We start from the raw sequence: 22,816 nt of genomic DNA, 5'->3' as shown, positions 1-22,816 counted from the left end.
GCCGTCCGCCGCCGTCGCCGAGGCGGTCGCCTCCGCTGCCGCCGGCTCGGGCGCGGCGGGCTCCGAGCCGGCTCCTTCCGCCGCCGGGCTCACGAGCCCTGGGCGGGCGAGCCGTCCGCGTGCTCCGGCGGCCACACGACCCGGAAGCGCTCGAACACGATCTCGTCGCCGGGGTCGAAGGCGCTGCCCGCCGCCGCGCGCGTGCGCTCCCAGTAGCGGCGGTGCTCGCGCCGCCAGCTCTCGAGGCTGCGGTCGTCCTCGCCCTCGTCCCACGCGAAGGCCGCGTCGACGGTGTCGAAGCCGCCGAGGCGCAGCTCGGTGGTGCGCAGGATGGCGCGGGGTGCGCCGGCGCCGTCGCAGGCGATCCAGTGGCCGCCGATGCGGGGCAGCTGCTGCCCCTCCTCCGCGTACTCGATGGAGAGGGCTGCCGTGGCGCGCTTCGGGCCGTGCAGCACGAGGTCCAGCAGCGCGTCGGCGAGCGGGGCGGAGTCGCCGAAGCCCTCGACCACGTGCTCGTCGCCGGCCACCAGCGCTTCGGGGTGCGCGGCGGCGTAGGCGGCCCACATCCGCTCGGCCGCGTCGAGGTCCGGCGGGGCGACGGGGGGCAGGGGCTCGCTCACCCGTCGATCCTCCCACGCCAGGACGGGACGGCCGGGCCCGCGCCAGGCCGGGCGCCCGCAGCCGTCGCGGGTCGCGGAGGTGGGAGTCGCGCCCAGCTCGAGGCTCCGCAGACCCCCTAAGGTTCTCGCGGCGCAGCGGTGCGAGTCGTGGCGCTCAACGAGCCCGAGACGCCGCAACGAGTCACACCGCTGCGCACCCCGGCGCGCGAGCGTTGGATGCCGCTCGGCCCGAACTGGTAAAAACATTCCGCTTCTTGCTCTTCTGCGCTAGCGTGGCCCCGAGGCGGCGGCCTTGATCCCCGCGCAGGGCGCGGACCATGTGGTCGACCCCTCGCGAGGCCGCAGTCCCGGGCCGGGGTGCCTGACATCCCGGCCCGGTCGCCCGCACCGCCAGACGGGGGCCGCGAGTCGCGCCCCGTCCCGGAAGGCCCGTGCTGAAGGACGAGCCCGCAGCGCAGGACGGGCGACCACGGCGAGCGCCCCGTCCCGACGAGGCCGCGCGCTCATGCCGGGCGGCGGTGTCCGCTCAGTCGCGCAGGGGCACGACGATCGCGCGCCCGGTGCGCGGGTGCCGCACGATCTCGACGGGGTGCTGGTACACCTCGCCGATCGTCTCGGCGGTGAGCACCCGCCCGGGTGCTCCGACGGAGTGCAGCCGGCCGCCGGCGAGCAGCGCGACGCGGTCGGCGTAGGCGGCGGCGAGGTTGAGGTCGTGCAGCACGACCACCACGGCGTCGCCGGCGGCGGCGCGCTCGCGGGCGATGCGCAGCACAGCCTCCTGGTGCTTGAGGTCGAGCGCCGCAGTCGGCTCGTCGAGCATGACGATGCCGGTGCACTGCGCGAGCACCCGGGCCAGCGAGGCGCGGGCCCGCTCGCCGCCGGAGAGGGACGGATAGGCCCGCTCGGCGAAGCGCGTCACCTCGGTGCGCGCCATGGCGTCGGCGACGGCCTGCTCGTCCTCGTCCTCGAGGGGGTGCGCCGCCACGGGGCGCGGCCCATCTCGACGATCTCGAGCACGCTGAACGGGAAGGCGACGGCGTTGGACTGCGCGAGCACCGCGCGCTGCCGGGCGAGCACCTGCAGGTGCCAGTCGCCGAGCGGGGTGCCGGCGATCTCGACCGTGCCGCTGGACGCCGCCGCGTCTCCGCTGAGCACGCCGAGCAGAGTCGACTTGCCGGCGCCGTTCGGCCCGATGAGGGCGAGCACCTCGCCGGCGGCGACGTCCAGATCGACGTCCTCGAGAATCCGCTTGCCCTCGATCTCGACGCCGATGCCGCGGGCGCTGACGGCGACCGAGCCGACCGCGATCGGATCGGGCACGAGCAGGCGGCGGTTCATCCCCATCCTCCCGACCGCTTGCGGCTGCGTCGCAGCAGCCAGAAGAAGAACGGCCCGCCGACCAGCGAGGTGAGCATGCCGATGGGCAGGTCGGCGAAGGGCACCGCGGTGCGGGCGATGAGGTCGGCGAGGGTCAGCAGCAGAGCGCCGCCGAGCACGCTGGTGATCAGCAGCGGCCGGTGGGCCGGACCGAGCACCATGCGCATGAGGTGCGGGATCACCAGGCCGACGAAGGCGATGATGCCCGCGAAGGCGACGGCCGCGCCGACGAGCAGCGCGGTGAGCACGATGGCGGCCACCCGCAGCGCCTCGACGTTCACGCCGAGGTGCCGGGCGTTCTTCTCGCCGAGCGTCAGCAGGTCGAGGCGTCGCGAGAGGAAGGCGGCGCCGAGCACCCCGACGGCGACGAAGGGCAGCACGATGAGCACCTGCTGCTGCAGCGATCCGTTGAGGCTGCCGAGCTGCCAGAACACGATCTGCTCGCGCGCGGCGGTGTCGCCGAGGAAGGTGAGCAGGGCGAGCAGCGCCCCGCAGAACGCGTTGAGGGCGATGCCGGTGAGCAGCAGCGTGACCACCTCGGTGCGCCCGCCCGCGCGGCTGAGCGCGTAGACGAGCAGGGTGACGGCCAGGCCCGCGCCGAAGGCGAGCACCGGCACCGTCCACGCGCCGAAGAAGGTGAGGTTGAAGACGATCGCCGAGCAGGCGCCGACGGCCGCACCGCTCGAGACGCCGACGACGCCGGGCTCGGCGAGCGGATTGCCGAAGATCGCCTGCATGAGCAGGCCGGCGACGGCGAGCGCGGCGCCGATCAGCACGGCCATGATGACGCGGGGGAAGCGGATGGTGGTGAGCGCCGCCTCGACGTTAGGCCCCTGAGGGGCGACCCCGATGTCGATGCCGACCTGCTTCAGCAGGGTCGCCAGCACGTCGACCGGGCTCGCGCTGAGCTGGCCCGTGCCCGCGGAGACGAGGGCGGCGACCACGAGGGCGACCAGCAGTGCGGCGGCGAGCAGGCCGGCGCGGCCGCGGCGGGCCCGGGCGGGCGCGGGGATCGACATGGGAGGTGCCTCGGGGTGAGCGGGCCGCGGACGCGGCGGACCTTCTGAGCTTAGCCTCGCCTCACCTCGTCGCGGCCGAACGCTCACGAAGCGGAGCACCGCGAACCCGGCCTCGAGGTGCGGGACGGCCTACCGGCTGTGCTCGATCAGCAGCCGTCAGGGCACCCGCGCCAGCCATTCCCGATCACCGAACTTCGAGACCGCCAGCTGCTCCGCCCGCATCCGCTCGTCCTCGGTGACGGCGCCGTCGACCAGGCCGTGGAGTCCGCGGAAGGTGCCGATCATGGTGTCGAGGATCGCCTCGCGCTCCATGCCCGTCTGGCTCTTGAGCGGGTCGACGCGCTTGGCGGCGCTCGTGGTGCCCTTGTCGCTCATCTTCTCCCGGCCGATGCGCAGCACCTCGGTCATGCGCTGGCCGTCCATGTCGTAGCTCATGGTGACGTGGTGCAGCACGGCGCCGTTGCCGAGGCGCTTCTGCGCGGCGCCGCCGATCTTGCCCTTGGTCGAGGCGATGTCGTTGAGCGGCTGGTAGTAGGCGTCGATGCCGAGCGAGCGCAGCGCGATGATCGCCCACTCGTCGAGGAAGGCGTACGAGTCCTGGAAGCTCATGCCCTGCACGAGGTCGCCCGGTGCGTAGATCGAGTAGGTGATCGCGGTGCCGCGCTCCATGAACATGGCGCCGCCGCCGGTGATGCGGCGCACCACATCCGCTCCGTACTTCGCCGCGTTGTCGAGGTCGACCTCGTTGCGCAGGCTCTGGAAGCTGCCGATGACCACCGCGGAGCGGTCCCACTCCCAGATGCGCAGCGTCGGCTGGCGGCGACCCGCCCCGACCTCCTCGGTGAGCACCTGGTCGAGGGCGAGGTGCATGGCCGGACTCACGGCGGGCTCGCGGATGAGCTGCCACTCGTAATCGCGCCAGGTCGTCGCCCGGTTGAGGGAGCGGCGGATGGCGACGGCCACGGCCTCCGGGCTGAAGCCCAGCAGCACGGCGCCCTCCGGCAGCGCGGCCTTGATCGCCGCGGCGATGGTCGCGGAGTCGGACTCGGCCGGCAGGCCGTTGACCGCGCGGTCGATGGCCTCGAGCGCGTCGTCGGGCTCGAGGAAGAAGTCCCCCGCGAGCCGGAAGTTCGCGATGCGCCCGGCCTCCACGTCGAGGTCGACGACGACCAGCTTGCCTCCGGGCACCTTGTACTCACCGTGCATGCGGCCAGCCTAGGCCGGAGCGGTCAGCCGACGGGCCAGCGCCGCTCGAGCCACGCGAGCAGGTCGCCGACCACCTCGTCGCGGTTCCGCTCGTGGAAGAGCTCGTGCCGCGCCCCGGGGTAGACGTGCACCTCGACGTCGCTCAGACCGGAGCGCTCGCGGTAGGCGCGGGCGAGGCGCTCCACGCTGCGACCGCCGCCGAGCGAGTCGTCGCCGCCGACCTGCAGCAGCATCGGCAGGTCGGCGGTCCAGTCGCGCGAGGGGCGTCCGAGCAGGCGCAGGGCGTCCCGGATGCCGAACAGCTTCGGGATCGCCGCCTCGAAGGTCAGCGGGTCGTCGACGAAGCGCTGCACCGCATCCGGGTCCCGGTTCAGCCATTCGTAGCCGGTGGGACCGCCGCGGAAGGGCCTGTTGAGGTCGCCGCCGTTCATCCATCCCGGCATGCGGTAGGCGCTGCCGGTCAGGATCGCGCCGCAGTAGTCCGCGGCGTGCCGGTCGAGGAGGATCTGCGCCATCAGCGAGCCCCAGCTGTGCCCCAGCAGCACGACCGGCAGGCCCGGATGCGCGGCCTTCGCCACCACCGTGAACGCGCGGATGCCCTCGGTCGCCGCCCGCTGACCGCCCGGTCCGAGGCGGCCGAGCAGTGCGTGGTCGCCGGCGTGCTGCTCGAGCCCGGTGCGCCCGTGCCCGCGGTGGTCGTCCACGTAGACGGCCGCGCCACCGGCGGCGAGGCGCTCGGCGAGCGCGCTGTACCGCAGCCCGTGCTCGCCGACGCCGTGGGCGATCTGCACGACCAGCCGCGGATGCGCCGGCACCCAGCGCGAGTAGTGGATGGTCACGCCGTGGCCGTCGCGGAAGGTCGCGTCCTCGCGGATCATGTGGTTCATCGTAGGTGCGGCAAGCAGCCGGCCCGGGGTGCGGCGGGCGGGCCGAGGTGCGGCGGGCGGGCAGGGGTGCGGCGGGCGGGCAGGCCGGGGTGCGGCGGGCGGGCAGGCCGGGGCCGAGAGGTTCGGCCGGCGGATGCGGACGGTCGCGACTCGGCGGTCGGTCAGTCGGTCCATCCATCCGTCTGTGCGTCCGCCCGTCGCGGCGCAGTATCCGAGCGACAAGGCGGTACCCCTCGCCGTACTGCACTGTCGTCCGTGTACTGCTTTGCGAGGGGATGCCGCAGCGCGGCCGCAGAGCGGGCGCAGCGCGGGCGGAGGCAGGGGCGCGGGCGGAGCGCGGGCGGAGGCAGGGCGCGGGCGGAGCGCGGGCGGAGGCAGGGCGCGGGCGGAGCGCCGGCGCGGCGGACGCGGCACGGCGCGACCCTGCATCCGCCCGGACCATGAGCGCGGTTAATGAGCTACGCTAACGATCATGGGCATGGACGCGGAGCAGGAAGAGCAGCTGCGCATCCTCCTCCAGCGGGTCTCCCGGCGCATCAGGGTCGAGCGGGGTGCGAACGTCAGCGACAGCCACCTCGGGGTGCTCGGCTGGCTGCACCGCGAGGGGCCCACGACCCCCGGTGAGCTCGCAGTGCGCGAGCGGGTGAGCCCGCCCTCGATGAACCGCACCCTCAACGCCCTCGCCGATGCCGGCCGTGCGCGCCGCGACCCCTCCCCCGACGACGCCCGCAAGGTGATCGTCTCGATCACCGCGGAGGGCGAGGCGCTCATCGCCGAGACGAAGCGGCTGCGCTCGGCCTGGTTCCACGATCGGCTGGCCGAGCTCGAGCCCGCCGAGCGCGATGCGCTGGAGGAGGTGCTGCCGGTCCTGCGCCGTCTGGCCGACGCGTGAGCGCGATGTTCCGGTCGTTGCGCGGGGTCAACTACCGGCTCTGGTTCGCGGGCGCGCTGATCAGCAACATCGGCGCGTGGATGCAGCGCACCGCCCAGGATTGGATCGTGCTCACCGAGCTGACCGACCACGACGCCACCGCGGTCGGCATCACCATGGCGCTGCAGTTCGGGCCGGCGCTGCTGCTCGGACCCTTCGCCGGCGTGCTCGTCGACCGGTACGCGGGCCGCCGCGTGCTCGCCATCACGCAGGCGCTGCAGGGCGTGCTCGGCCTGGCGCTCGGCGCCCTCGTGCTCACCGGCACCGCCCAGCTCTGGATGGTCTACGCCTTCGCCCTCGCGCTCGGCACCGTCACGGCGCTCGACGCCCCGGCGCGGCAGACCTTCGTCTCGGAGCTCGTCAGCACCCGCGACCTGCCCAACGCGGTGGCGCTGAACTCCGCCTCCTTCAACGGCGCGCGCCTCATCGGCCCCGCGGTGGCGGGCGTGCTCACGGCGGTCATCGGCGCCGGATGGGTGTTCCTCATCAACGGCGTCTCGTTCATCGCGGTGCTCGGGGCGCTCTGGGCGCTGCGGGTCGGCGAGCTGCATCCGACCGAGAAGGCGCCCCGCGGCAAGGGCCAGCTGCGGGCGGGCTTCGGCTACCTCGGCTCGCGCCGCGACGTGCTGGCGATCATGGTCGTGGTCGCGCTGGTCGGCGCCTTCACGATGAACTTCCCCATCTTCACCTCGACCATGGCCGCCGAGGTCTTCGGCCACGGCGCGAGCGAGTTTGGCCTGCTGTCCTCGATCGTGGCGGTCGGCTCGCTCACCGGCGCGCTGCTCGCGGCCCGGCGCGACCGCGCGCGGCTGCGCACGGTGCTCGGCGCGGCCGCAGCCCTCGGGGGCTCGGTGGCCCTGGCGAGCGCCATGCCCACCTTCTGGAGCTACGCCGCGGCGCTCGTGCCCGTCGGCTTCTTCACCCTCACCCTGCTCACCACCGCCAACACCTACGTGCAGACGACCACGCCGCCGAGCCTGCGCGGCCGCGTGATGGCGATCTACATGACGATCCTCATGGGCGCGACGCCGATCGGCGCGCCCCTCATCGGCCTCGTCGCCGACTGGCTCGGGCCGCGGTCCGCGATGCTCGTCGGCGGCACGGCGGCGCTGCTCGGTGCCGCCGTGGGCCTGGCCTGGCTCTGGCGCGGCGAGGGCTGGTGGCTCGGCTACGACCCCGCGACCCGCTGGCGGCTCACCGTGCGCAGCCACGAGCCCGCGGATGCCCGCGACGTCGCCACCAGCGAGATCGACGTGGTCGAGCAGGCCGCCACCCGCGGCTGAGCGGACCAGCGGATGCGCGGGGCGCGGGTCGGTTCGTCCGGCCCCGCGACTCGGCTGGCCCCGTCCCGCGACTTGGCCGACCCGACCCCGCGACTCAGCCGACTCGACCCCGCGACTCAGCACCGAGACGACAAGTCAGCAGCGCGGAACGCCCCGACTTGTCGCCACGGCACTGACAAGCCGCGCTCGGCGACAGCGGATGCGCGGCACACCCGCACGCGCGCCTCCACCCCGCGACTCAGCACCGGGACGACAAGGCAGCAGCGCGGAAGGCACCGACTTGTCGCCACGGCACTGACAAGCCGCGCACAGCGGTAGCCGTGCGCGAGGAGCTGCCGCGCAACGCCGAGCCGCGCGGGGCCCTGCCGCGCGCAGCGACAGCCGCGCGCGGACCTGCCGCGCGCAACGCCGAGCCGCGCGCGGCGGAGCGCTCCGAGCGCCCGCCGGGCGCGGCTCAGACCGACGTCGGCTGCCGCAGCCCTTGCACGGCGTCGGCGACCGTGTCGGCGGCGTCGCGCACGACGCGCATCCGCTCGGTCAGATCGCCGGCGGGGCCGGCCCCGAGCTCGACCGCGAAGCGCGCGCGGTCGAGCGCCTCTCGGGCCAGGCCGTCGTCGCCGAGGGGGCCGAGGTCGGCCAGGCACTGCTCCGCGCGGCGCAGGGCGAAGAGCACCGAGCGCGGGAAGGTCGGCTCGGCGAGCAGCAGCGCGGCGGCGCGCTGCGCGGTCGGCGCGTGGCCGATGGTGCGCAGGGCGGCCTCGGAGGCGCCGCAGGAGCGCAGCACCGTGGACCACGGCTCCACCCGCTGCCGCGCGGCGAGCAGCCCCGCCGTGCGCTCGGCGCGCTCGATCGAGCGCCCCAGCGTGAAGGCGCTCCAGGAGCCGTCCCGGCTGGCCCCGCCCTCGACGGTGCCCACGGCGAGCGCCGCGCGCTCGCGCACCCAGGCCAGGAACTCGTGCGCCCGTTCGGCGGCGACCTTGCGCGGCATGCGGGCGCGGGTGGTGTTGAGGCACTCCCAGAGCTCGGCGGGCACGCTGTCGCGCGCGTGCCGGGCGTGCTCCCGGGCGGTCCCGACGGCGAAGGCGATGGAGCGCGGCTCGGCGCGACCCACGGCCAGCAGGGTCATCAGGTCGCCGCGCGCGAGCTCGACGCCGGGCGGGGCGGCGATCCCGAGGGCGTCGAGCGCCGCCGTGCAGGCCGCGTGCTCGTCGAGCCACGGGTCGTCGACCATCCGCTGCAGGTGCGCGTCGAGCACCCGCGCGGTCGCGTCGGCGCGCTCGACGCAGCGGCCGATCGCGAAGAGGTCGACGAGGGCGCCGGCCGGGATCCCGACGGTGGTGGCGGCGGAGTCGCCGCCCTCGTCGTACCGGCCCATGCAGCCGAGGCTACGGAGCGGGTGTTGCCCGGATGTTTCGCGCCCGCGCCGAGGCGGTTACAGCGTGCGCGCGAACGGGTCGAAGTCCGCGGCGACCGCGGCCGGGGTCTCGACGCGGCTGGCGACGTCGATGAAGGCCCGCGCCTCGACGGCCTCGGCGACGCTCTCGAGCACATCGAGCACGTGGTACCCGAGCTCACCCGTGGCGAGGTGCTCGCGGCCCTCGGCGATGGCGCGCGCCATGTCGAGCGCGCCGAGGCCGCGACCGGTCTCGGCACCGACGACCGGCACGAGCTCGGGCTGCTGCGCGGCGATGCCCGCGCGGTCCGCGGCGGGCCGGTAGAGCTGGATCGCCCCGGTGAAGTAGTTGGGGTCGGGCAGCACGAGCGTGCCCTCGGTGCCGTGCACCTCGAAGACGCCGTGCCGGAATATCGCGGTGTCGAAGCTCAGCAGGCTCTGCGCCTGCTGGCCCGCGGCGAACTCGGTGAGCACGGAGAGGTGCGTCGGCACCTCGACCGGGAAGGCCTCGCCCGCGCGCGGCCCGACCTGCACGCTGCGCTCGGTCGCCGCGCGGCCGCCGAGCGCCGCCACCCCGGAGACGGAGCCGAAGAGGTGCACCAGGCCGGCGAAGTAGTACGGGCCCATGTCGAACAGGGGCCCGCCGCCGCGGGCGAAGAGGAAGTCGGGGTTGGGGTGGATGACGTCCGGCCCCTGCCACTGGAAGCCGGTCGCGGCCGCGTAGGGCGTGCCGATGAGACCCTCCGCGATGGCGCGCTTGGCCGTCTGGAAGCCTGGGCCGAGCACGGTGTCGGGGGCGCATCCGACCCGGCGTCCTGCCGCCTCGGCGGCGTCGAGGATGCGGCGGCCGGCCGCTCGGTCGACGGCGAGCGGCTTCTCGGTCCAGACGTGCTTGCCGGCCTGCAGCGCGGCGACGGAGACCTGCTCGTGCGCGGCGGGGATCGTGAGGTTGATGACGATGTCCACGTCGGGGTGGCCGAGCACCGCGTCGACGTCGCCGCCCTGCGCGACGCCCCACTTCTCGGCCTGCGCCGTCGCGCGGTCGACGTCGAGGTCGCCGACGACGTGCACGGTGACGTCGGGATAGACGGTGAGGTTCGTCAGGTACTGCTCGCTGATCATCCCCGCGCCGATGATGCCGATGCCCGTGGTGCCGCTCATGGCCGTCCCTCTCCGTCGAAAGCCGCCGTGCGGCGATGCAGCAGCACGCTAGCACGCGAATCCTCCAGGTGGAGGTTTCGTCGACGACCAGTAGCGTTGCAGCATGCCGACGACGACAGACCTCCTGACCGACGCGACCCCCGAGCTGCTCTGGACGGGCGCCGAGTGGACGGAGGGCCCGCTCTGGCTGCCGGAGGAGCGCGTCGTGCGCTTCAGCGACATCCCGAACAACCGCATCATGGCGTGGGATGCGGTCACCGGCGAGACGCGCGTGCACCGCGACGGGGTCGAGTTCACCAACGGCCGCACGCTCGGACTCGACGGACGCGTCGTGCAGGCCAGCCACGGCCGCCGCGCGGTCGAGTCGGAGGACGCGACGGGCGTCGTCCGCGTGCTCACCGAGGCCTGGTCGGGCGGCCGCTACAACTCCCCCAACGACGTCGTCGTCGCCTCCGACGGCGCGGTCTGGTTCACCGACCCGCCCTACGGCATCCAGGCGAGCGGCCGGGAGGGCTACCCAGGCGAGCAGGAGTACGGCGGATGCTTCGTGTTCCGCCTCGACCCGGCCACCGGCGAGGCGACGCCCGTGATCACGGAGCTGGCGCATCCGAACGGCCTCGCCTTCTCGCCCGACGAGTCGCTGCTCTACGTGACCGACAGCGACCCCTCCTCGGCGTTCGGTGTCTTCGTGCTCGACATCGCCGCCGGCACCACGCGCCGCTTCGCCACCGCCACCGGCACGACCGACGGCATCCGCGTCGACGTCGAGGGACGCATCTGGACCACGAGCGGCCCCGCGATCCAGGTCTACACGCCCGAGGGCGAGCTGCTGCAGCAGATCGACATGCCCGAGACGACCAGCAACCTCTGCTTCGGCGGCGACGACGGCACCGAGCTCTTCACCACGAGCGACAGCAGCCTCTACCGCCTGCGCACCACGACCACGGCGGCGCCGCGGCCGTGAGCATCCGCTACGTGGCGATCGGCGACTCCTTCACCGAGGGCGTGGGCGACGAGCTGCCCGACGGCATCGTGCGCGGCTGGGCCGACCTGGCCGCGCAGGGTTGGGCGGATGCGCTGGGCGAGCCGATCGAGTACGCCAACCTGGCGATCCGCGGAAGGCTCGTGCAGCCGATCATCGACGAGCAGCTCGAGCCGGCGCTCGCGCTGAACCCGACGCACCTCTCGTTCAACGGCGGCGGCAACGACATGTTGCGCCCGCGCACCGCCATCCCCTCCATCGTCGACGCCTTCGAGCGCGTGCTGCGACGCTGCGACGAGCAGGGCGTGCAGCTGATCCTGCTCTCCGGCGCGAACCCGACCGCCGGGCTGCCGCTCGGTGGGCTCGTGCAGCGCCGCGGCGACGAGCTGTCGGCGGAGGTCGAGGCGCGCATCGCGAGCCGCGACGACGTGATCACCGCCCTCAACTGGCCCGACCGCGAGCTCGCCACGGGCGACTTCTGGGCGCCCGACCGCCTGCACATGAACGCCCGCGGGCACCACCGGGTCGCGGCCCGGGTGCTGCAGTCGCTCGGCCACGAGGCCCCCGCCGACTGGTGGTCGCTGCCGGTGACGGGCGAGCGGATGCGCCAGCGCGGCGCCGCCTACTACCGCGAGCACGTGGGCCCCTGGCTGCAGCGCCGGCTCACCGGCCGCTCCTCCGGCGACGGGCGCCTGCCGAAGTTCGGCGACTGGGTGGCCGTGACGCCCGGCGGCGGGGCCTGACGCTCGGGTACTCTGCATCCCGTGTCCGTCGAATCGCTGTTCGCCTCGTCGCCCGCACCCGTGCGGCGCGGCCTGCGCGACGACGTCTACGACCGCGTGCTCGAGCTGCTGCTGAGCGGCGCGCTGCCGCCCGGTGCCCGCCTCGGCATCGACCGCATCGCCTCCGACCTGGAGGTCTCGCCGACGCCGGTGCGCGAGGCGCTGGCGCTGCTGGAGCGCACCGGGCTCATCACCCGCGAGCTCAGCAAGGGCTACCGCGTGGCCCAGCCGCTCTCGATCGAGCAGATCAACGAGCTCTTCGACGCCCGCCTCATCCTCGAGGCCGGCGCGATGGAACTGGCCGAGCGGGCCCCCGAGGGCCTGCACGCCGCGCTGCTCGAGGCGCACGCCGCGCACGAGCTGGCCGCGCAGCAGCTGCTCGAGGTCGAGGACACGATGCCGGTGGCGGTGGTGCAGGCGTACTTCGCCGCCGACGTGCGCTTCCACGACGTCGTGCGGGAGTTCGCGCGCAACCACTTCGTCAGCGAGATGTCGGTGTCGCTCTCGACCCACCTGCACCTCATGCGGCAGACGCTGCGCAACGGCCGCTCGGATGTGGAGTTCGCGCTGGTCGAGCACCGCGCCATCCTCGACGCGGTCGGCTCGGGCGTGCCCGGCGCCGGCGTGGCCGCGATGCGCGAGCACATCACGAACGTGCGCGGCCGCGCCCGCGCGGAGGCGGACTGACCAGCGCCGCATCCGCTCGGCGTCTCAGCACCGAAGCGACGACTCAGCACCGGCGTCGACGCTGAGTCGTCGCTTCGGTGCTGAGTCGTCCGCCACGACGCCCGGGCCCGAGCGGCCCCGCGCGCTCAGGCCGGCCAGCGCTCCGCGAGCGACGGCCGCTCGAGCACCCCGGGGTCGAGCCGGTAGCGCGTCACCGCGTTGCCCGCGAACATCGCATGCTGCTCGTGCTCGGCGAAGCCCTCCGTGATCTCGAGGAACCCGCCCATGATCTCGGCGTAGCCGCCCGCGAGCCCATCGACCGGGAAGTTGCTCGCGAACATCACCCGTTCCACACCGAACACCTCGATCGCCGTCTCGACGATGCGGCGGTTGTTCCCGGCCGTCCAGGGAACGCCCTGCAGGCCGATGCCCGACACCTTCAGGTGCACGTGCTCCAGCCGGGCGATCGAGCGGATGGCGGCCTCCCATCCGCTCAGCCCCTCCTCGCTGCGATCGGAGGGCAGCGCCGTGTGGTTGATCGTCACGGGCAGGCCGGGGTGGCGCTCCGCCAGCGCCTCGGCGCGGTCGAGGTGCCACCAGGCGGTCTGCAGCTCGAAGTCGAGGCCGTACCGCTCGAGCATCGCGTAACCGCGCTGCCAGGCGGGGTCGTCGAGCTTCGTGCGATGAGCGGATGCGACGGATGCGCTGGCCGCCTGACCCGGCTTGTTCCGCACCGCGCGCACGATCCGCCGCTCGGTGAAGGCGGCGAGCACCGCCTCCACGCCCGGGTCGTCGAGCACGGCGTGGCCGACGGCAGCATCCGGCAGTCCGAAGCGCTCCTGCACCGAGCGGATGTGGTCCATCTCGCCGACCGGGTCGTCCAGGTCCCACTCCGTCTCCATCGTCACCGTGGAGACCACCCGCAGGCCCTCGGTGTCGCGGGCCATGTCGGGCGGCAGGTAGTCGCGCTTGATCGACTCGTACGGCCCGTAGCGGAAGCCGATGTCGACGCCCGGCAGCAGCCAGGGGTTGCGCCCCAGCGACGGCTCCCAGAAGTGGTGGTGCGCGTCGACGATCGGTCCGGCGTAGCGGGGCATCAGGCGTCCTTGCGCGTCGCCATCGGCTTGTTGAAGTCGATGAGCATGGAGCCGAGCAGGTAGACCAGGGCGCAGACGCCCAGGAACACGAAGGCCCCTCCGAAGCCGCCGCCCGAAGCCGCGATCGCGAAACCCATGACGATCGGGGCGAGCGAGCCGCCGCCGGAGGAGGCGATGTTCATGACGCCGCCGACGGTGCCGACCTGCTGCTTGGGCGCGAGCCAGGCCGGGATGGCCCAGTACAGGCCGCCGAAGTTGATGAAGAACACGGCGACGGAGAGGGCGGCGAGCGCCTGGAAGCCGTCAGTGAGGCCGGGGATCGTGAAGATCGCGACCGCGGCGCCGAGGCCTGAGATGCCGAAGATCGAGCGCATCACGAGGTTGTAGCGGTCGCGTCCGGCGCGGAGGCGGTCGACGGTGAAGCCGGCGGTCAGCTGGCCCAGCACGCCGCATCCGTACACCAGGAAGGTGCCCCAGCCGAGGCTGGCGAGATCGAAGCCGAGCGCCTGGTTGAGGTAGCTCGGGGTCCAGGAGATGATGCCCCACCACACGGTGGCCCAGCCGAGGCGGCCGAACATCATGCCCCAGAAGGAGCGGGAGCGCGCGTAGTCGGCGAGCTTCGGCAGCTTGTCCTTAACGATCGCGACGGCGCTCGTGGAGGGGTCGGGCTGCTCGATGTGCTCGAGCTCCTTCGCACTGACGCGCGGGTGCTGGCGAGGGGTGTCGCGCAGGAACAGCACGTAGATCACGGCCACGACGATCGTGATGAGGCCGGTGATGAAGAAGGCCCAGCGCCAGCCGCCGGTGACGGCGATGATCCAGGTGACGAGCAGGCCGCCGACGGCGGAGCCGAAGGGGCCGGCCGCGTCGACGAAGGTGGCACCGCGAGCGCGCTCCTTGGCGGGCAGCCAAGCCGAGTTGAGCTTGGCGCCGGCCGGCGAGATGGGCGCCTCGGTGATGCCGAGCGCGAGGCGCTGGCCAAGCAGGAAGGCGCCGCTGCCGGCGAAACCGCCCATGAACTGCGCACCGCCCCAGAGCACCGCCGCCCAGCCGACGACCTTGCGCGGGCCGAACTTGTCGAGCAGCCAGCCGCCGGGGATCTGGAAGAGCAGGTAGGTCCAGAAGAAGGAGCCGAGGATGACGCCCTGCATGACCGGGTCGATGTGGAACTCCTCCGTGATGAACGGGAGGGCCACGGAGAGGGTCGCGCGGTCGATGTAGTTGAGCAGGACGAGCAGCCACAGGATGGTGAAGACCTGGAAGCGCACCCAGGAGCGCGCTCGGGGCGCGCGCTTCCCGGCGGACGCCTGCGGGGTGGGGGTCGACGTTGACACGGGGTTCCTTCCGGAGGATCGGCGTGCGGACCCTCGTGGTCCACGATGACTTCGCCGGGCGACGCGCGAGCGGATGGGGGAGCCCACTCGACCGCGTCTCCTATTTCATATATGATCTACCCATCGACGGCGTTGTCAAGCCGTCGTCCACGCTGACGATCACGACGGAGTGCCCATGGCGCATGCATTCACCGCCGACGACTGGCCCATCGCGGCCTGCATCCACGGCTTCCCCACCGCGACCCGCGACGGCATCCCCGCAGCCGACGCCCCGGCAGAGTTCTGGGCGAAGCAGTTCCGCCACCTCACGGCTGAGGGCTTCCGCCACGTGGAGCTCGCCGACGGATGGATCAAGCCCGCGCTGCTCTCGGCCGAGCGCCGCACCGAGCTGCTCGAGACGGTCGCGGCGGCGGGCCTCGCCGTACCGGCCGTGCACATCGCCCGCGCCAGTGTCATCGACCCGGTCGACGGCGAGGCGAATCTGGCGTACCACCATGCCTCCGTCGACGCGGTCGCCGAGCTCGGCGCCGGCGTCTACTCCACCGGCCTGCACCGCCCGTTCACCGACGGCCAGCGCGCCGCGCTCTGGTTCTGGGCCGCCCAGGGACCGGTCGACCCGAACGACGACCGCGAGACCTGGGACCTGGCGGTCGCCCGCCTGCGGGAGATCGCACGGCACGCGGCCGACCGCGGCCTGACGATGGCGCTCGAGCTCTACGAGGACACGTACCTCGGCAACGCCGACAACGCAATGCGCCTCGTCGAGGCCATCGGCATGGACCACGTGGGCCTGAATCCCGACGTGGGCAACCTCATCCGCCTGCAGCGACCGGTGGAGGACTGGCGCGAGGCGTACGCGAAGACGCTGCCCCACGCCAACTACTGGCACCTCAAGAACTACACGCGCGACGAGGATGGTGCGGGCAACTTCCTCACCTCGGTGCCGTCGACCATGCGCGACGGGCTCATCAACTACCGCCAGGTGATCGAGCTCGCCCTCGAGGTCGGGTACTCGGGCGTGTTCACCATGGAGCAGTACGGCGGCGACTCGATCGGCGTCTGCGGCGAGAACGCCCGCTACACCCGGGGTGTGCTGAGCACCCTCATCGACTGAAGCGACCGAAGCAAGGAACCGGAGAACCGCATGACCACCGCACTGAAGCCCCGTCTCGCGCTCACCCTCGGCGACCCCGCCGGCATCGGCGGCGAGCTCGTCGCCCGGCAGCTGGCTGACCCTGCCTCCAACGAGCTGGCCGAGATCTTCCTCATCTCCGACGAGGCCGAGCTCGCGCAGGCCCAGCAGGACGCCGGCGTCGAGTTCGCCTGGAGCCGCACCCCCGGCGAGGGCGTGCCCGTGCTCGTCGACAACGCCGCCGCCCGCCCGGAGCAGCCCTTCGAGCGCCGCAAGGCCACCGAGGCCGGCGGCACATGGGCCATGGCGAACCTGCGCAAGGCGCTCGAGCTGGCCAAGGCCGGCGAGGTCGACGCGATCGTCTTCGCGCCGCTCAACAAGAGCTCGCTGCACCTGGCCGGCATGACCGAGAACGACGAGATGCACTGGTTCGAGACCGTGCTCGCCGACGGCAGCACCGCCACCGAGCTCAACGTGCTGCCCGAGCTGGTGACCGCCCGCGTCACCTCGCACGTCTCGCTCGCCGAGGTCTCGCAGAACATCACCTTCGACCTGGTCGTCGAGCGCGGCCTGCTGCTCGAGGAGGTGCTCAAGGGCCGAGGTGTCGAGGCCCCGCGCATCGGCGTCTGCGCCCTCAACCCGCACGCGGGCGAGAGCGGCAAGTTCGGCCGCGAGGAGATCGACATCATCGCCCCCGCGGTCGAGGAGCTCGCGAAGCGCGGCGTCGACGTGGCGGGCCCGTTCCCGAGCGACACGATCTTCCTGCACGCCCGCGACGGCAAGTTCGACGGCATCCTGACGATGTACCACGACCAGGGCCAGATCGCGGTCAAGCTGCTCGGCTTCGATCGCGGCGTCACCATGGCCGGCGGCCTCGGCGTGCCGGCGACCACCCCGGCGCACGGCACCGCCTTCGACCTCGTCGGCGAGCGCAAGGCCGGGCTCGGCGCGTACGAGAACGCCTTCCGCACGGCGGCGGGCGTGGGGGCTCGACGCCGCAACGGCTAAGCTCCCTCGAGGCCGCGCCGGATGCATCCCGGCGCGGCCTCGTCGTTGTGCGGGGTGCCGGGACGGGGTCCCGCGGCGCCCGCTGAGCGCGGACGCGGACGCAGCGGGACCCCGTCCCGGCCGAGCTGCTCTCGTCAGGCGCGGGCGGCGTACTGCGAGCGGATGCGCGGCTGCGGATCCGCCGGCAGCGTCGCCGCACTCGGCACCGGCCACGCCTGCCGCTCGCCGGTGAGCGCCCAGGCGGCCTGCTGGGCGGCGCCGGCGGCGACGTACTCCCCGGCTCGGGCACCTCGACGGGCGCGTCGAAGAGCTGCGCGGCGACGGCGCGCACCGCGGGGTTCTGCGCGGCGCCGCCGATGAGCAGCACCCGGTCGGCGCGGGCGCCGGTGGCGCGGATCGCGTCGAGCCCGTCCGCGAGCCCGCAGAGCATGCCCTCGATGGCGGCGCGCGCCAGGTTCGGGCGTGTGGTGGCCCCGAGGGTCATGCCGAAGAGCGTCGCGGTCGCACCCGGGAGGTTCGGGGTGCGCTCGCCCTCGAAGTACGGCTGCAGCACCAGGCCGCCGGCGCCGGGCTCCGCCTGCAGCGCCAGCGCGCCCAGCTCGTCGTGGTCGACGCCGAGCAGCCCGGCGACGCCGTCGAGCACCCGAGCGGCATTGAGCGTGCAGACCAGCGGCAGGTGGTGGCCGGCGGCGTCCGCGAAGCCGGCGACGATGCCGCTCGCATCCGCTGTGGGATGCTCGGCGACCGCGAAGATCGTGCCGCTCGTGCCGAGCGAGACGACCACGTCGCCCGCGTGCGCATCCAGGCCGAGCGCCGCGGCGGCGTTGTCGCCCGCGCCCGCGCCGACCACGATGCCGGCGGGCACGGGGCCCGATGCGGCGGTGACGCCCATCCGCTCGTCCGCTCGCAGCACGCGGGGCAGGATCGCGTCGTGGCCGAGCGCGGCGACGAGCAGCTCGCGGTCGTAGTCGCCGGTGGCCGGCGACCAGTAGCCGGTGCCGGAGGCGTCGGAGCGGTCGGTCGCCAGCGCGTTCAGGTCGGGGTCGTCGGGGCCGAAGCCGCGCAGGCGCCAGCTGAGCCAGTCGTGCGGCAGCGCCACGGCGGCGACCCGGGCGGCGCGCTCGGGCTCGGCGTCGCGCAGCCAGCGCAGCTTCGTGATCGTGAAGGAACCGAGCGGCACGCTGCCGCTGCGCGCCGCGAGCTCGGCGGCGCCGAACTCGTCGACCAGCGCGGCGGCGGCGGACGCGGATCGGTTGTCGTTCCAGAGCAGCGCGTCGCGGATCACCCTCCTCGGCGTCGAGCGCGACGAGGCCGTGCTGCTGGCCGCCGATGGAGATCGCCGCGACGTCGTCCAGCCCTCCCGCGTCGTCGACGGCCGCGAGCAGCGCCTCCCACCAGCGCTCGGGGTCGACCTCGGTGCCCTCGGGATGCGGCGCCCGCCCACTGCGCACGAGCCGCCCGGTCGCGAGATCGCGCACGACGATCTTGCAGCTCTGGGTCGATGAGTCGACCCCCGCGATCAGCGTCGTCGCCATCCGTCCAGTCTGGCGTACGGGAGGGCCGCCGGTCCGGGCGCCCGCGCGGCGGGTCGGCCGTTCATCCGCTGCGCCCGGCGGCTTCGCAGCATCGCCGTCATCCTCGGCCTGTTCAGCGGCGGCCTGCTCGCCATCGCGTACTTCGCGGCGATGTTCTTCGCCCCGCGCGTACGGACTGTCGCCGACTACCGTCAAGCGCTCGACACGGGGCGGCGAACCAAACGGCAGTGACCGACGCCCACCGCGCTGGAATCGGCCGTGAGCCCGCTCCCTGGATGCTCGTCGCGATCATCACGGCCGGCGTCGCCGCCGTGGTCGGCATCGTGCTCGGTGTCCTGCTCGGCGCCTCCCCGCATCCGCGGCACGTCTTCGCCTTCTCCGGCAGTGCCTACGGGTCCGTGGTGGGTGCGGTGCTGCGCTCGGCGCGCGCAGGGAACGCCGCGGTTGGGGCTGTCGACGACGATGGCGCCACCTGAGCGCAGCACCGGATCGCTCCGCCCGCTGCTGCAAATCAGGAGCGGATGCACGACACGCCGGCGCGGAGCACGCCGGTCCCGGCGTGTCGGTTCCCGGCTCCTGAACTCCAGCGCCGAGACGCGATGAGCCGGGCCCGATGCGCGGGCGCGCACCGGGCGGCAGGCCGTCGGCAGGCCGGGCCCACCCCTATGGCCGCGCCCCCGCCCACCGCTCGAGCTTGAGGAAGAAGTCCTCGAACATCAGCCGGGTGTCGACCCGCGTATAGACGCGGATGTCGCGGGCCCCCTCCGGCACCGGCCCGTACTCGCCCTCGTCGGTGATCGAGGGGGCCGCGCGCACCTCCCAGGCGCTCGAGGCCGCATCCGGCTCGAACGTCGTGGTCAGCGCCGTGGCGAGCACCAGCGGGCTGTCGCCCAGGCAGTACGTCTCGCCGCCCAGGAAGCCGTGCGTCGCGAGCGTCTCGCCGAGCGCGTCGATGGCGGTGGCGAGGCGGTGGCCCAGCTCGCCGTGCGGGCGCACGCGCACGTCGAGCTCGACGAGCGAGACGAGCGCCTGGCGGTAGGCGTCACGCGGGAACTGGTGCAGCGCCATGGTCGAGGCGAACACCGCCTGCGCGGCGGGGATGTCGATGCGCAGGTTGTACTCGCTGCCGTCGATGCCCGGGGGCTTCGGGCGGCCGGGGTACTCCGGCCCGCCGATCCACACGACCGTCAGGCGCTCGGCGATCGCGGGCTCGAGCAGCAGCGCGCTGGCGATCTCCGTGAGCCCGCCGCCGACGGCCACGAACAGGGGCAGCTCGGTGTCGTCGCGCAGCGCCTCGGCGATGATCGCGCGCGCCGCGGGCGAGTCGACGGGGGTGGCCGCATCCGTCAGGCCGACGTTGCTGCCCTGCACGACGGGCACCGACGAGCCCATGAGGTCGAGCAGGCCCCGCGCGACGCGCACCGCGTTCTCGGCCTGCTGCTCGCTCGGGTCGAAGTGGTCGCCGGGCCGGAGGTGCGAGCCGATCACGAACGGGATCTCGACGGACGGCGACAGCACGTGGTGCGCCAGCTGGTACAGGTCGTCGGGATCGCCGGAGAAGTCGTTGTCGACGATCACGCGGATGCGGGGGCGGACGGTGGCGAGGGTCATGCCCCATCCTCGCCGATGGCGCGCAGCGCGGCGTCGACGTCGTCGAGCATCGCGGGCGGGGCGAACATGAGCGACTGCGACACGGTGCGGCGCTCCGCCCAGACGGTCCCGCGGCGCACCGCATCCGCTCGATCCGGGTCGTGCCGCGCAACGGCGTCGAGCAGCGCGCGGTAGGCGCGCGGGTCGTCGATGACGCTCGCGGTCGACGAGTCGAGGCCGTACGGTCCTCGCGGTGCCTCCGCCCGCGGGGCCGGCGCGCGCCACTCGTGCGCGCCCGAGCCGACCTCGACCGGCTCCGCGCCGTCGAGCAGCACCTCGGCGGTGGTGTTCGCCGGCACCAGCGCGGTCACCACGATCTCGTCGCCCTCCCGACGCCACGCGACCTCGGCGAGGCCGTACGGCGTGCGGTGACGAGCGGATGCGCGCTCCAGCGCCTCGAGCGGACGCGGCGCCACGCGGATGCGCCGGTACCCGGGCGCCGCGGGGGCGAGGCCGGCGACGTGCCGGTGCAGCGAGTCGGCCACCGCGCCGAGTGCGTAGTGGTTGAAGCTCGTCATCTCGCCGGGGTTCACCGAGCCGTCCTCGAGCAGGCTGTCCCAGCGCTCCCAGACGGTGGTGGCGCCCTGTGTGATCGGGTACAGCCACGAGGGGTTCTCGGTCTGCAGCAGCAGGCGCTCCGCGGCCGCGCGGTGCCCGTGCTCGATGAGCGCGTCGACGACCAGCGGGGTGCCGACGAAGCCGGTGGCGATGCGGTAGCCGCGGCGGCGGACGAGGTCGGCCAGGCGGTCCGCGAGCCGCTGGCGCAGCTGCGGGTCCTGCGCGAGGTCGAAGCCGAGCGCGAGCGCGTAGGCGGTCGGCGCATCCGACATCATCCGCCCGTTCGCGGTGACGTAACTGGCCAGGAAGGTCTCGCGCGCGAACTCGGCCTGCCCGCCGTACCGGGTCGCATCGTCGCTGTTCCCGAGCAGCGCCGCGGTGTCGGCGACGATGCGCAGCGAACGGGCCAGGTAACCGCTCGCCACGATGTCGCCGTCGACCTTCGCCGCGCCGGGCTTGTCCGGCGGGGCGTCGGGGTCGAGCCAGTCGCCCAGCTGCATCTCCCCGGCCCAGAGCCCGGAGCCACCGGAGCGTTCGAGCTCGTAGTCGGCCCACGCCCGCATGCTCGGGTACTGGTCGCGCAGCACGCCCAGGTCGCCGCGACGCTGCCAGAGCGTCCACGGCACGATGGTGGTCGCGTCCCCCCACGCTGCGACCGAGCCGCCCCCGGCGAAGCCGGAGAGCACCGCGGGGATCACCATGGGCACCGAGCCGTCGTCGCCCTGCTCGTGCGCGAGGTCGCGCAACCAGGAGCGGAGGAAGCCGTCGGCGTCGCCGAGGAAGGTCGCCGTCGGCGCGAAGACCTGGATGTCGCCGGTCCAGCCGAGGCGCTCGTCGCGCTGGGGGCAGTCCGTCGGGATCGACAGGAAGTTGCCGCGCATGCCCCAGAACACGTTCTCGTGCAGCTGGTCGAGCATCGCGTGCGACGACTCGAACCAGCCGGTGCGCTCGAGGTCGCTGGCGACCACGACCGCGGTGACCTCGAGCTCGATCGCCGCGTCGGCGTCGACCCGCGCGTAGCGGAAGCCGTGGAAGGTGGAGGTGGGCTCCCACTCGAGCGGATCGTCGCCGAGCACGACGTGGTCGGTCGAGGCCGCGTTGCGCAGCGGGCGCAGCGCCAGATCGCCGCGCTCGAGCACCTCGGCGTGGCGCAGGGTCAGCTCGGTGCCGGCGGGGCCTTCGGCGCGGATGCGCAGCCAGCCGACGAGGTTCTGGCCGAAGTCGAGGATGCGGCCGCCGTCGGGCGCGTCGAGCACCGCCGCGACGGGCAGCTCGCCGACCCGCCGCACGGGCGGCGCGATGCGGGCCTCGGGCACGGGGATCGGCGTGCCGGGCGTCTCGGGGCCGACCGCCGCATCCGCCCACTCCGTGTCGTCGAAGCCGGGCTCGTCCCAGCCGTCGATCACCCGGCGTGCGTCGAAGCGCTCGCCCGCGTACAGTCCGCTGTCGACGGTCGGGCCCTCGCCGTGCGCGCGCCAGCCGGGGCCGGTGGCGACGGTGCGGGTCGTGCCGTCCTCGAACTCCAGCTCGAGCTGCGCGAGCAAGCGGGGCTGCTCGCCGTAGACCCGCTTCGCGAAGACGAAGAAGCCGTACCGCTCCGTGTACCAGCACCCGGCGAGCGCCGCGGCCAGCACGTTCTCGCCCTCGCGCACGAGCGCGGTGACGTCGACCGTCTCGTGCACGAGGCGCTGGCGGTAGCTCGTCCAACCGGGGGCCAGCACCGTGTCGTCGACCGGCTCGCCGTTGAGCGATGGGGCCGCGACGCCGAGCGCCGTCCAGAACAGCCGGGCCCGCCGCAGCGGACGGTCCACGGCGAAGCTCGTGCGCAGGAGCGTCGGCTGCGCGGGGCGGACCGGGTCCGCGAGGCCGATCGGCTCGGCCGTCCAGGCTCCGTCCGCGAGGAAGCCGGCCTCGACGGCGAGCGGTTCGCTCCAGTCCGTCGCGGCGCCCTCCGTCGAGCGGATGCGCACCCGCACCTCCCGGCGCTCCCCCGCCGCCAGCGGCGCGAACGGCCAGGCGACCAGGTGCGAGTCCCGCGTGTCGAGGTGCACCGGATCGCCGCCGTCGCTCAGCTCGGCCGCGGCCTGCATCCATCCCGCCGCATCGGTGACGGTCCAGCTCAGCCGCGGCGTCGGGGTGGCGACGTACGGCGTGTCGGTGCGCAGCTCGGCGCGCAGGGAGTCGATGCGGGGCAT

The 22,816-nt window shown here is 73.8% G+C and carries 18 protein-coding genes and 2 pseudogenes; 8 read left to right on the top strand and 12 right to left on the bottom strand.

What is annotated here, in order from left to right; translation table 11 throughout:
• Nucleotides 1-89: 89 nt before the first annotated feature.
• The 5 genes and pseudogenes from QQK26_RS11690 to QQK26_RS11670 form a co-directional block, all read right to left on the bottom strand.
• The gene (locus tag QQK26_RS11690; RefSeq protein WP_284232939.1) at nt 90-620 is read right to left on the bottom strand and encodes an ASCH domain-containing protein; all 531 of its coding nucleotides are present in this window, start codon (nt 618-620) and stop codon (nt 90-92) included.
• A 526-nt stretch (nt 621-1,146) separates the two neighbouring features.
• Nucleotides 1,147-1,958, bottom strand: a pseudogene (locus QQK26_RS11685) (heme ABC transporter ATP-binding protein).
• Nucleotides 1,955-3,016 carry a FecCD family ABC transporter permease gene (locus QQK26_RS11680; protein WP_284232937.1) on the bottom strand — a complete coding sequence of 354 codons (1,062 nt, stop codon included), beginning with the start codon at nt 3,014-3,016 and terminating at the stop codon, nt 1,955-1,957. The pseudogene QQK26_RS11685 and the gene QQK26_RS11680 overlap by 4 nt, the downstream one beginning before the upstream one ends.
• Before the next feature lie 156 nt (nt 3,017-3,172).
• The gene (lplAB, locus tag QQK26_RS11675) at nt 3,173-4,222 is read right to left on the bottom strand and encodes a lipoate-protein ligase LplAB (RefSeq protein WP_284232935.1); all 1,050 of its coding nucleotides are present in this window, start codon (nt 4,220-4,222) and stop codon (nt 3,173-3,175) included.
• A 23-nt stretch (nt 4,223-4,245) separates the two neighbouring features.
• Nucleotides 4,246-5,100 carry an alpha/beta hydrolase gene (locus tag QQK26_RS11670; protein ID WP_284232933.1) on the bottom strand — a complete coding sequence of 285 codons (855 nt, stop codon included), beginning with the start codon at nt 5,098-5,100 and terminating at the stop codon, nt 4,246-4,248.
• 481 nt (nt 5,101-5,581) lie between these two features.
• Here QQK26_RS11670 and QQK26_RS11665 point away from each other — a divergent pair, with 481 nt between their 5' ends.
• Entirely contained in the window at nt 5,582-6,001 is a 420-nt protein-coding gene (locus QQK26_RS11665; protein WP_284232931.1) for a MarR family winged helix-turn-helix transcriptional regulator, read from the top strand.
• Complete coding sequence (locus QQK26_RS11660; protein WP_284232929.1) at nt 5,998-7,323, top strand: MFS transporter; 1,326 nt, start codon at nt 5,998-6,000, stop codon at nt 7,321-7,323. Before QQK26_RS11665 ends, QQK26_RS11660 begins: the two co-directional genes overlap by 4 nt.
• A gap of 454 nt (nt 7,324-7,777) precedes the next feature.
• On the opposite strand, the gene QQK26_RS11655 is transcribed toward QQK26_RS11660, so the two are convergent.
• Together QQK26_RS11655 and QQK26_RS11650 are read right to left on the bottom strand one after the other, a co-directional pair.
• Nucleotides 7,778-8,698, bottom strand: a complete 921-nt coding sequence (locus QQK26_RS11655; RefSeq protein WP_284232927.1) for an alpha-E domain-containing protein — start codon at nt 8,696-8,698, stop codon at nt 7,778-7,780.
• A 57-nt stretch (nt 8,699-8,755) separates the two neighbouring features.
• The gene (locus QQK26_RS11650) at nt 8,756-9,877 is read right to left on the bottom strand and encodes a Gfo/Idh/MocA family protein (RefSeq protein WP_284232925.1); all 1,122 of its coding nucleotides are present in this window, start codon (nt 9,875-9,877) and stop codon (nt 8,756-8,758) included.
• Between the two features lie 103 nt (nt 9,878-9,980).
• On the opposite strand from QQK26_RS11650, the gene QQK26_RS11645 reads away from it, so the two are divergent.
• The 3 genes from QQK26_RS11645 to QQK26_RS11635 are packed head-to-tail and all read left to right on the top strand — an operon-like array spanning nt 9,981 to nt 12,328.
• A complete protein-coding gene (locus QQK26_RS11645; RefSeq protein ID WP_284232923.1) occupies nt 9,981-10,841 on the top strand; it encodes an SMP-30/gluconolactonase/LRE family protein in 861 nt (286 codons plus the stop codon).
• A gap of 2 nt (nt 10,842-10,843) precedes the next feature.
• Complete coding sequence (locus tag QQK26_RS11640; RefSeq protein ID WP_284234580.1) at nt 10,844-11,602, top strand: SGNH/GDSL hydrolase family protein; 759 nt, start codon at nt 10,844-10,846, stop codon at nt 11,600-11,602.
• Nucleotides 11,603-11,623: 21 nt separating this feature from the next.
• Nucleotides 11,624-12,328 carry a GntR family transcriptional regulator gene (locus tag QQK26_RS11635; protein WP_284232921.1) on the top strand — a complete coding sequence of 235 codons (705 nt, stop codon included), beginning with the start codon at nt 11,624-11,626 and terminating at the stop codon, nt 12,326-12,328.
• A 125-nt stretch (nt 12,329-12,453) separates the two neighbouring features.
• On the opposite strand, the gene QQK26_RS11630 is transcribed toward QQK26_RS11635, so the two are convergent.
• Nucleotides 12,454-13,404, bottom strand: a complete 951-nt coding sequence (locus QQK26_RS11630; RefSeq protein ID WP_284232918.1) for an amidohydrolase family protein — start codon at nt 13,402-13,404, stop codon at nt 12,454-12,456.
• Nucleotides 13,404-14,738 (bottom strand): MFS transporter, encoded by a 1,335-nt coding sequence (locus QQK26_RS11625; RefSeq protein ID WP_284232914.1) that lies wholly within the window; start codon nt 14,736-14,738, stop codon nt 13,404-13,406. Before QQK26_RS11625 ends, QQK26_RS11630 begins: the two co-directional genes overlap by 1 nt.
• A gap of 175 nt (nt 14,739-14,913) precedes the next feature.
• Here QQK26_RS11625 and QQK26_RS11620 point away from each other — a divergent pair, with 175 nt between their 5' ends.
• Both QQK26_RS11620 and QQK26_RS11615 read left to right on the top strand, forming a co-directional pair.
• Nucleotides 14,914-15,852, top strand: coding sequence for a sugar phosphate isomerase/epimerase family protein (locus QQK26_RS11620; protein WP_284232912.1), 939 nt, complete (start codon nt 14,914-14,916; stop codon nt 15,850-15,852).
• A gap of 30 nt (nt 15,853-15,882) precedes the next feature.
• Nucleotides 15,883-16,878 carry a 4-hydroxythreonine-4-phosphate dehydrogenase PdxA gene (locus QQK26_RS11615; protein WP_284232909.1) on the top strand — a complete coding sequence of 332 codons (996 nt, stop codon included), beginning with the start codon at nt 15,883-15,885 and terminating at the stop codon, nt 16,876-16,878.
• A gap of 134 nt (nt 16,879-17,012) precedes the next feature.
• Here the strand turns inward: QQK26_RS11615 and xylB are convergent.
• A pseudogene (xylB, locus tag QQK26_RS11610) lies at nt 17,013-18,413 on the bottom strand (xylulokinase).
• 227 nt (nt 18,414-18,640) lie between these two features.
• Here xylB and QQK26_RS11605 point away from each other — a divergent pair.
• Nucleotides 18,641-18,889: a hypothetical protein gene (locus QQK26_RS11605; protein ID WP_284232907.1), complete on the top strand. Its 249-nt coding sequence runs from the start codon at nt 18,641-18,643 to the stop codon at nt 18,887-18,889.
• Nucleotides 18,890-19,076: 187 nt separating this feature from the next.
• Here QQK26_RS11605 and QQK26_RS11600 read toward each other — a convergent pair whose 3' ends face one another.
• Both QQK26_RS11600 and QQK26_RS11595 read right to left on the bottom strand, forming a co-directional pair.
• Nucleotides 19,077-20,024, bottom strand: a complete 948-nt coding sequence (locus QQK26_RS11600) for a nucleoside hydrolase (RefSeq protein WP_284232905.1) — start codon at nt 20,022-20,024, stop codon at nt 19,077-19,079.
• Complete coding sequence (locus QQK26_RS11595; protein ID WP_284232903.1) at nt 20,021-22,816, bottom strand: alpha-L-rhamnosidase; 2,796 nt, start codon at nt 22,814-22,816, stop codon at nt 20,021-20,023. The genes QQK26_RS11600 and QQK26_RS11595 overlap by 4 nt, the downstream gene beginning before the upstream one ends.

Origin of the sequence: Arenivirga flava, from assembly GCF_030161575.1 — a bacterium.
Taxonomy (GTDB): Bacteria; Actinomycetota; Actinomycetes; order Actinomycetales; family Microbacteriaceae; genus Arenivirga; species Arenivirga flava.
This window is presented reverse-complemented; position numbering and strand designations above follow the sequence as displayed.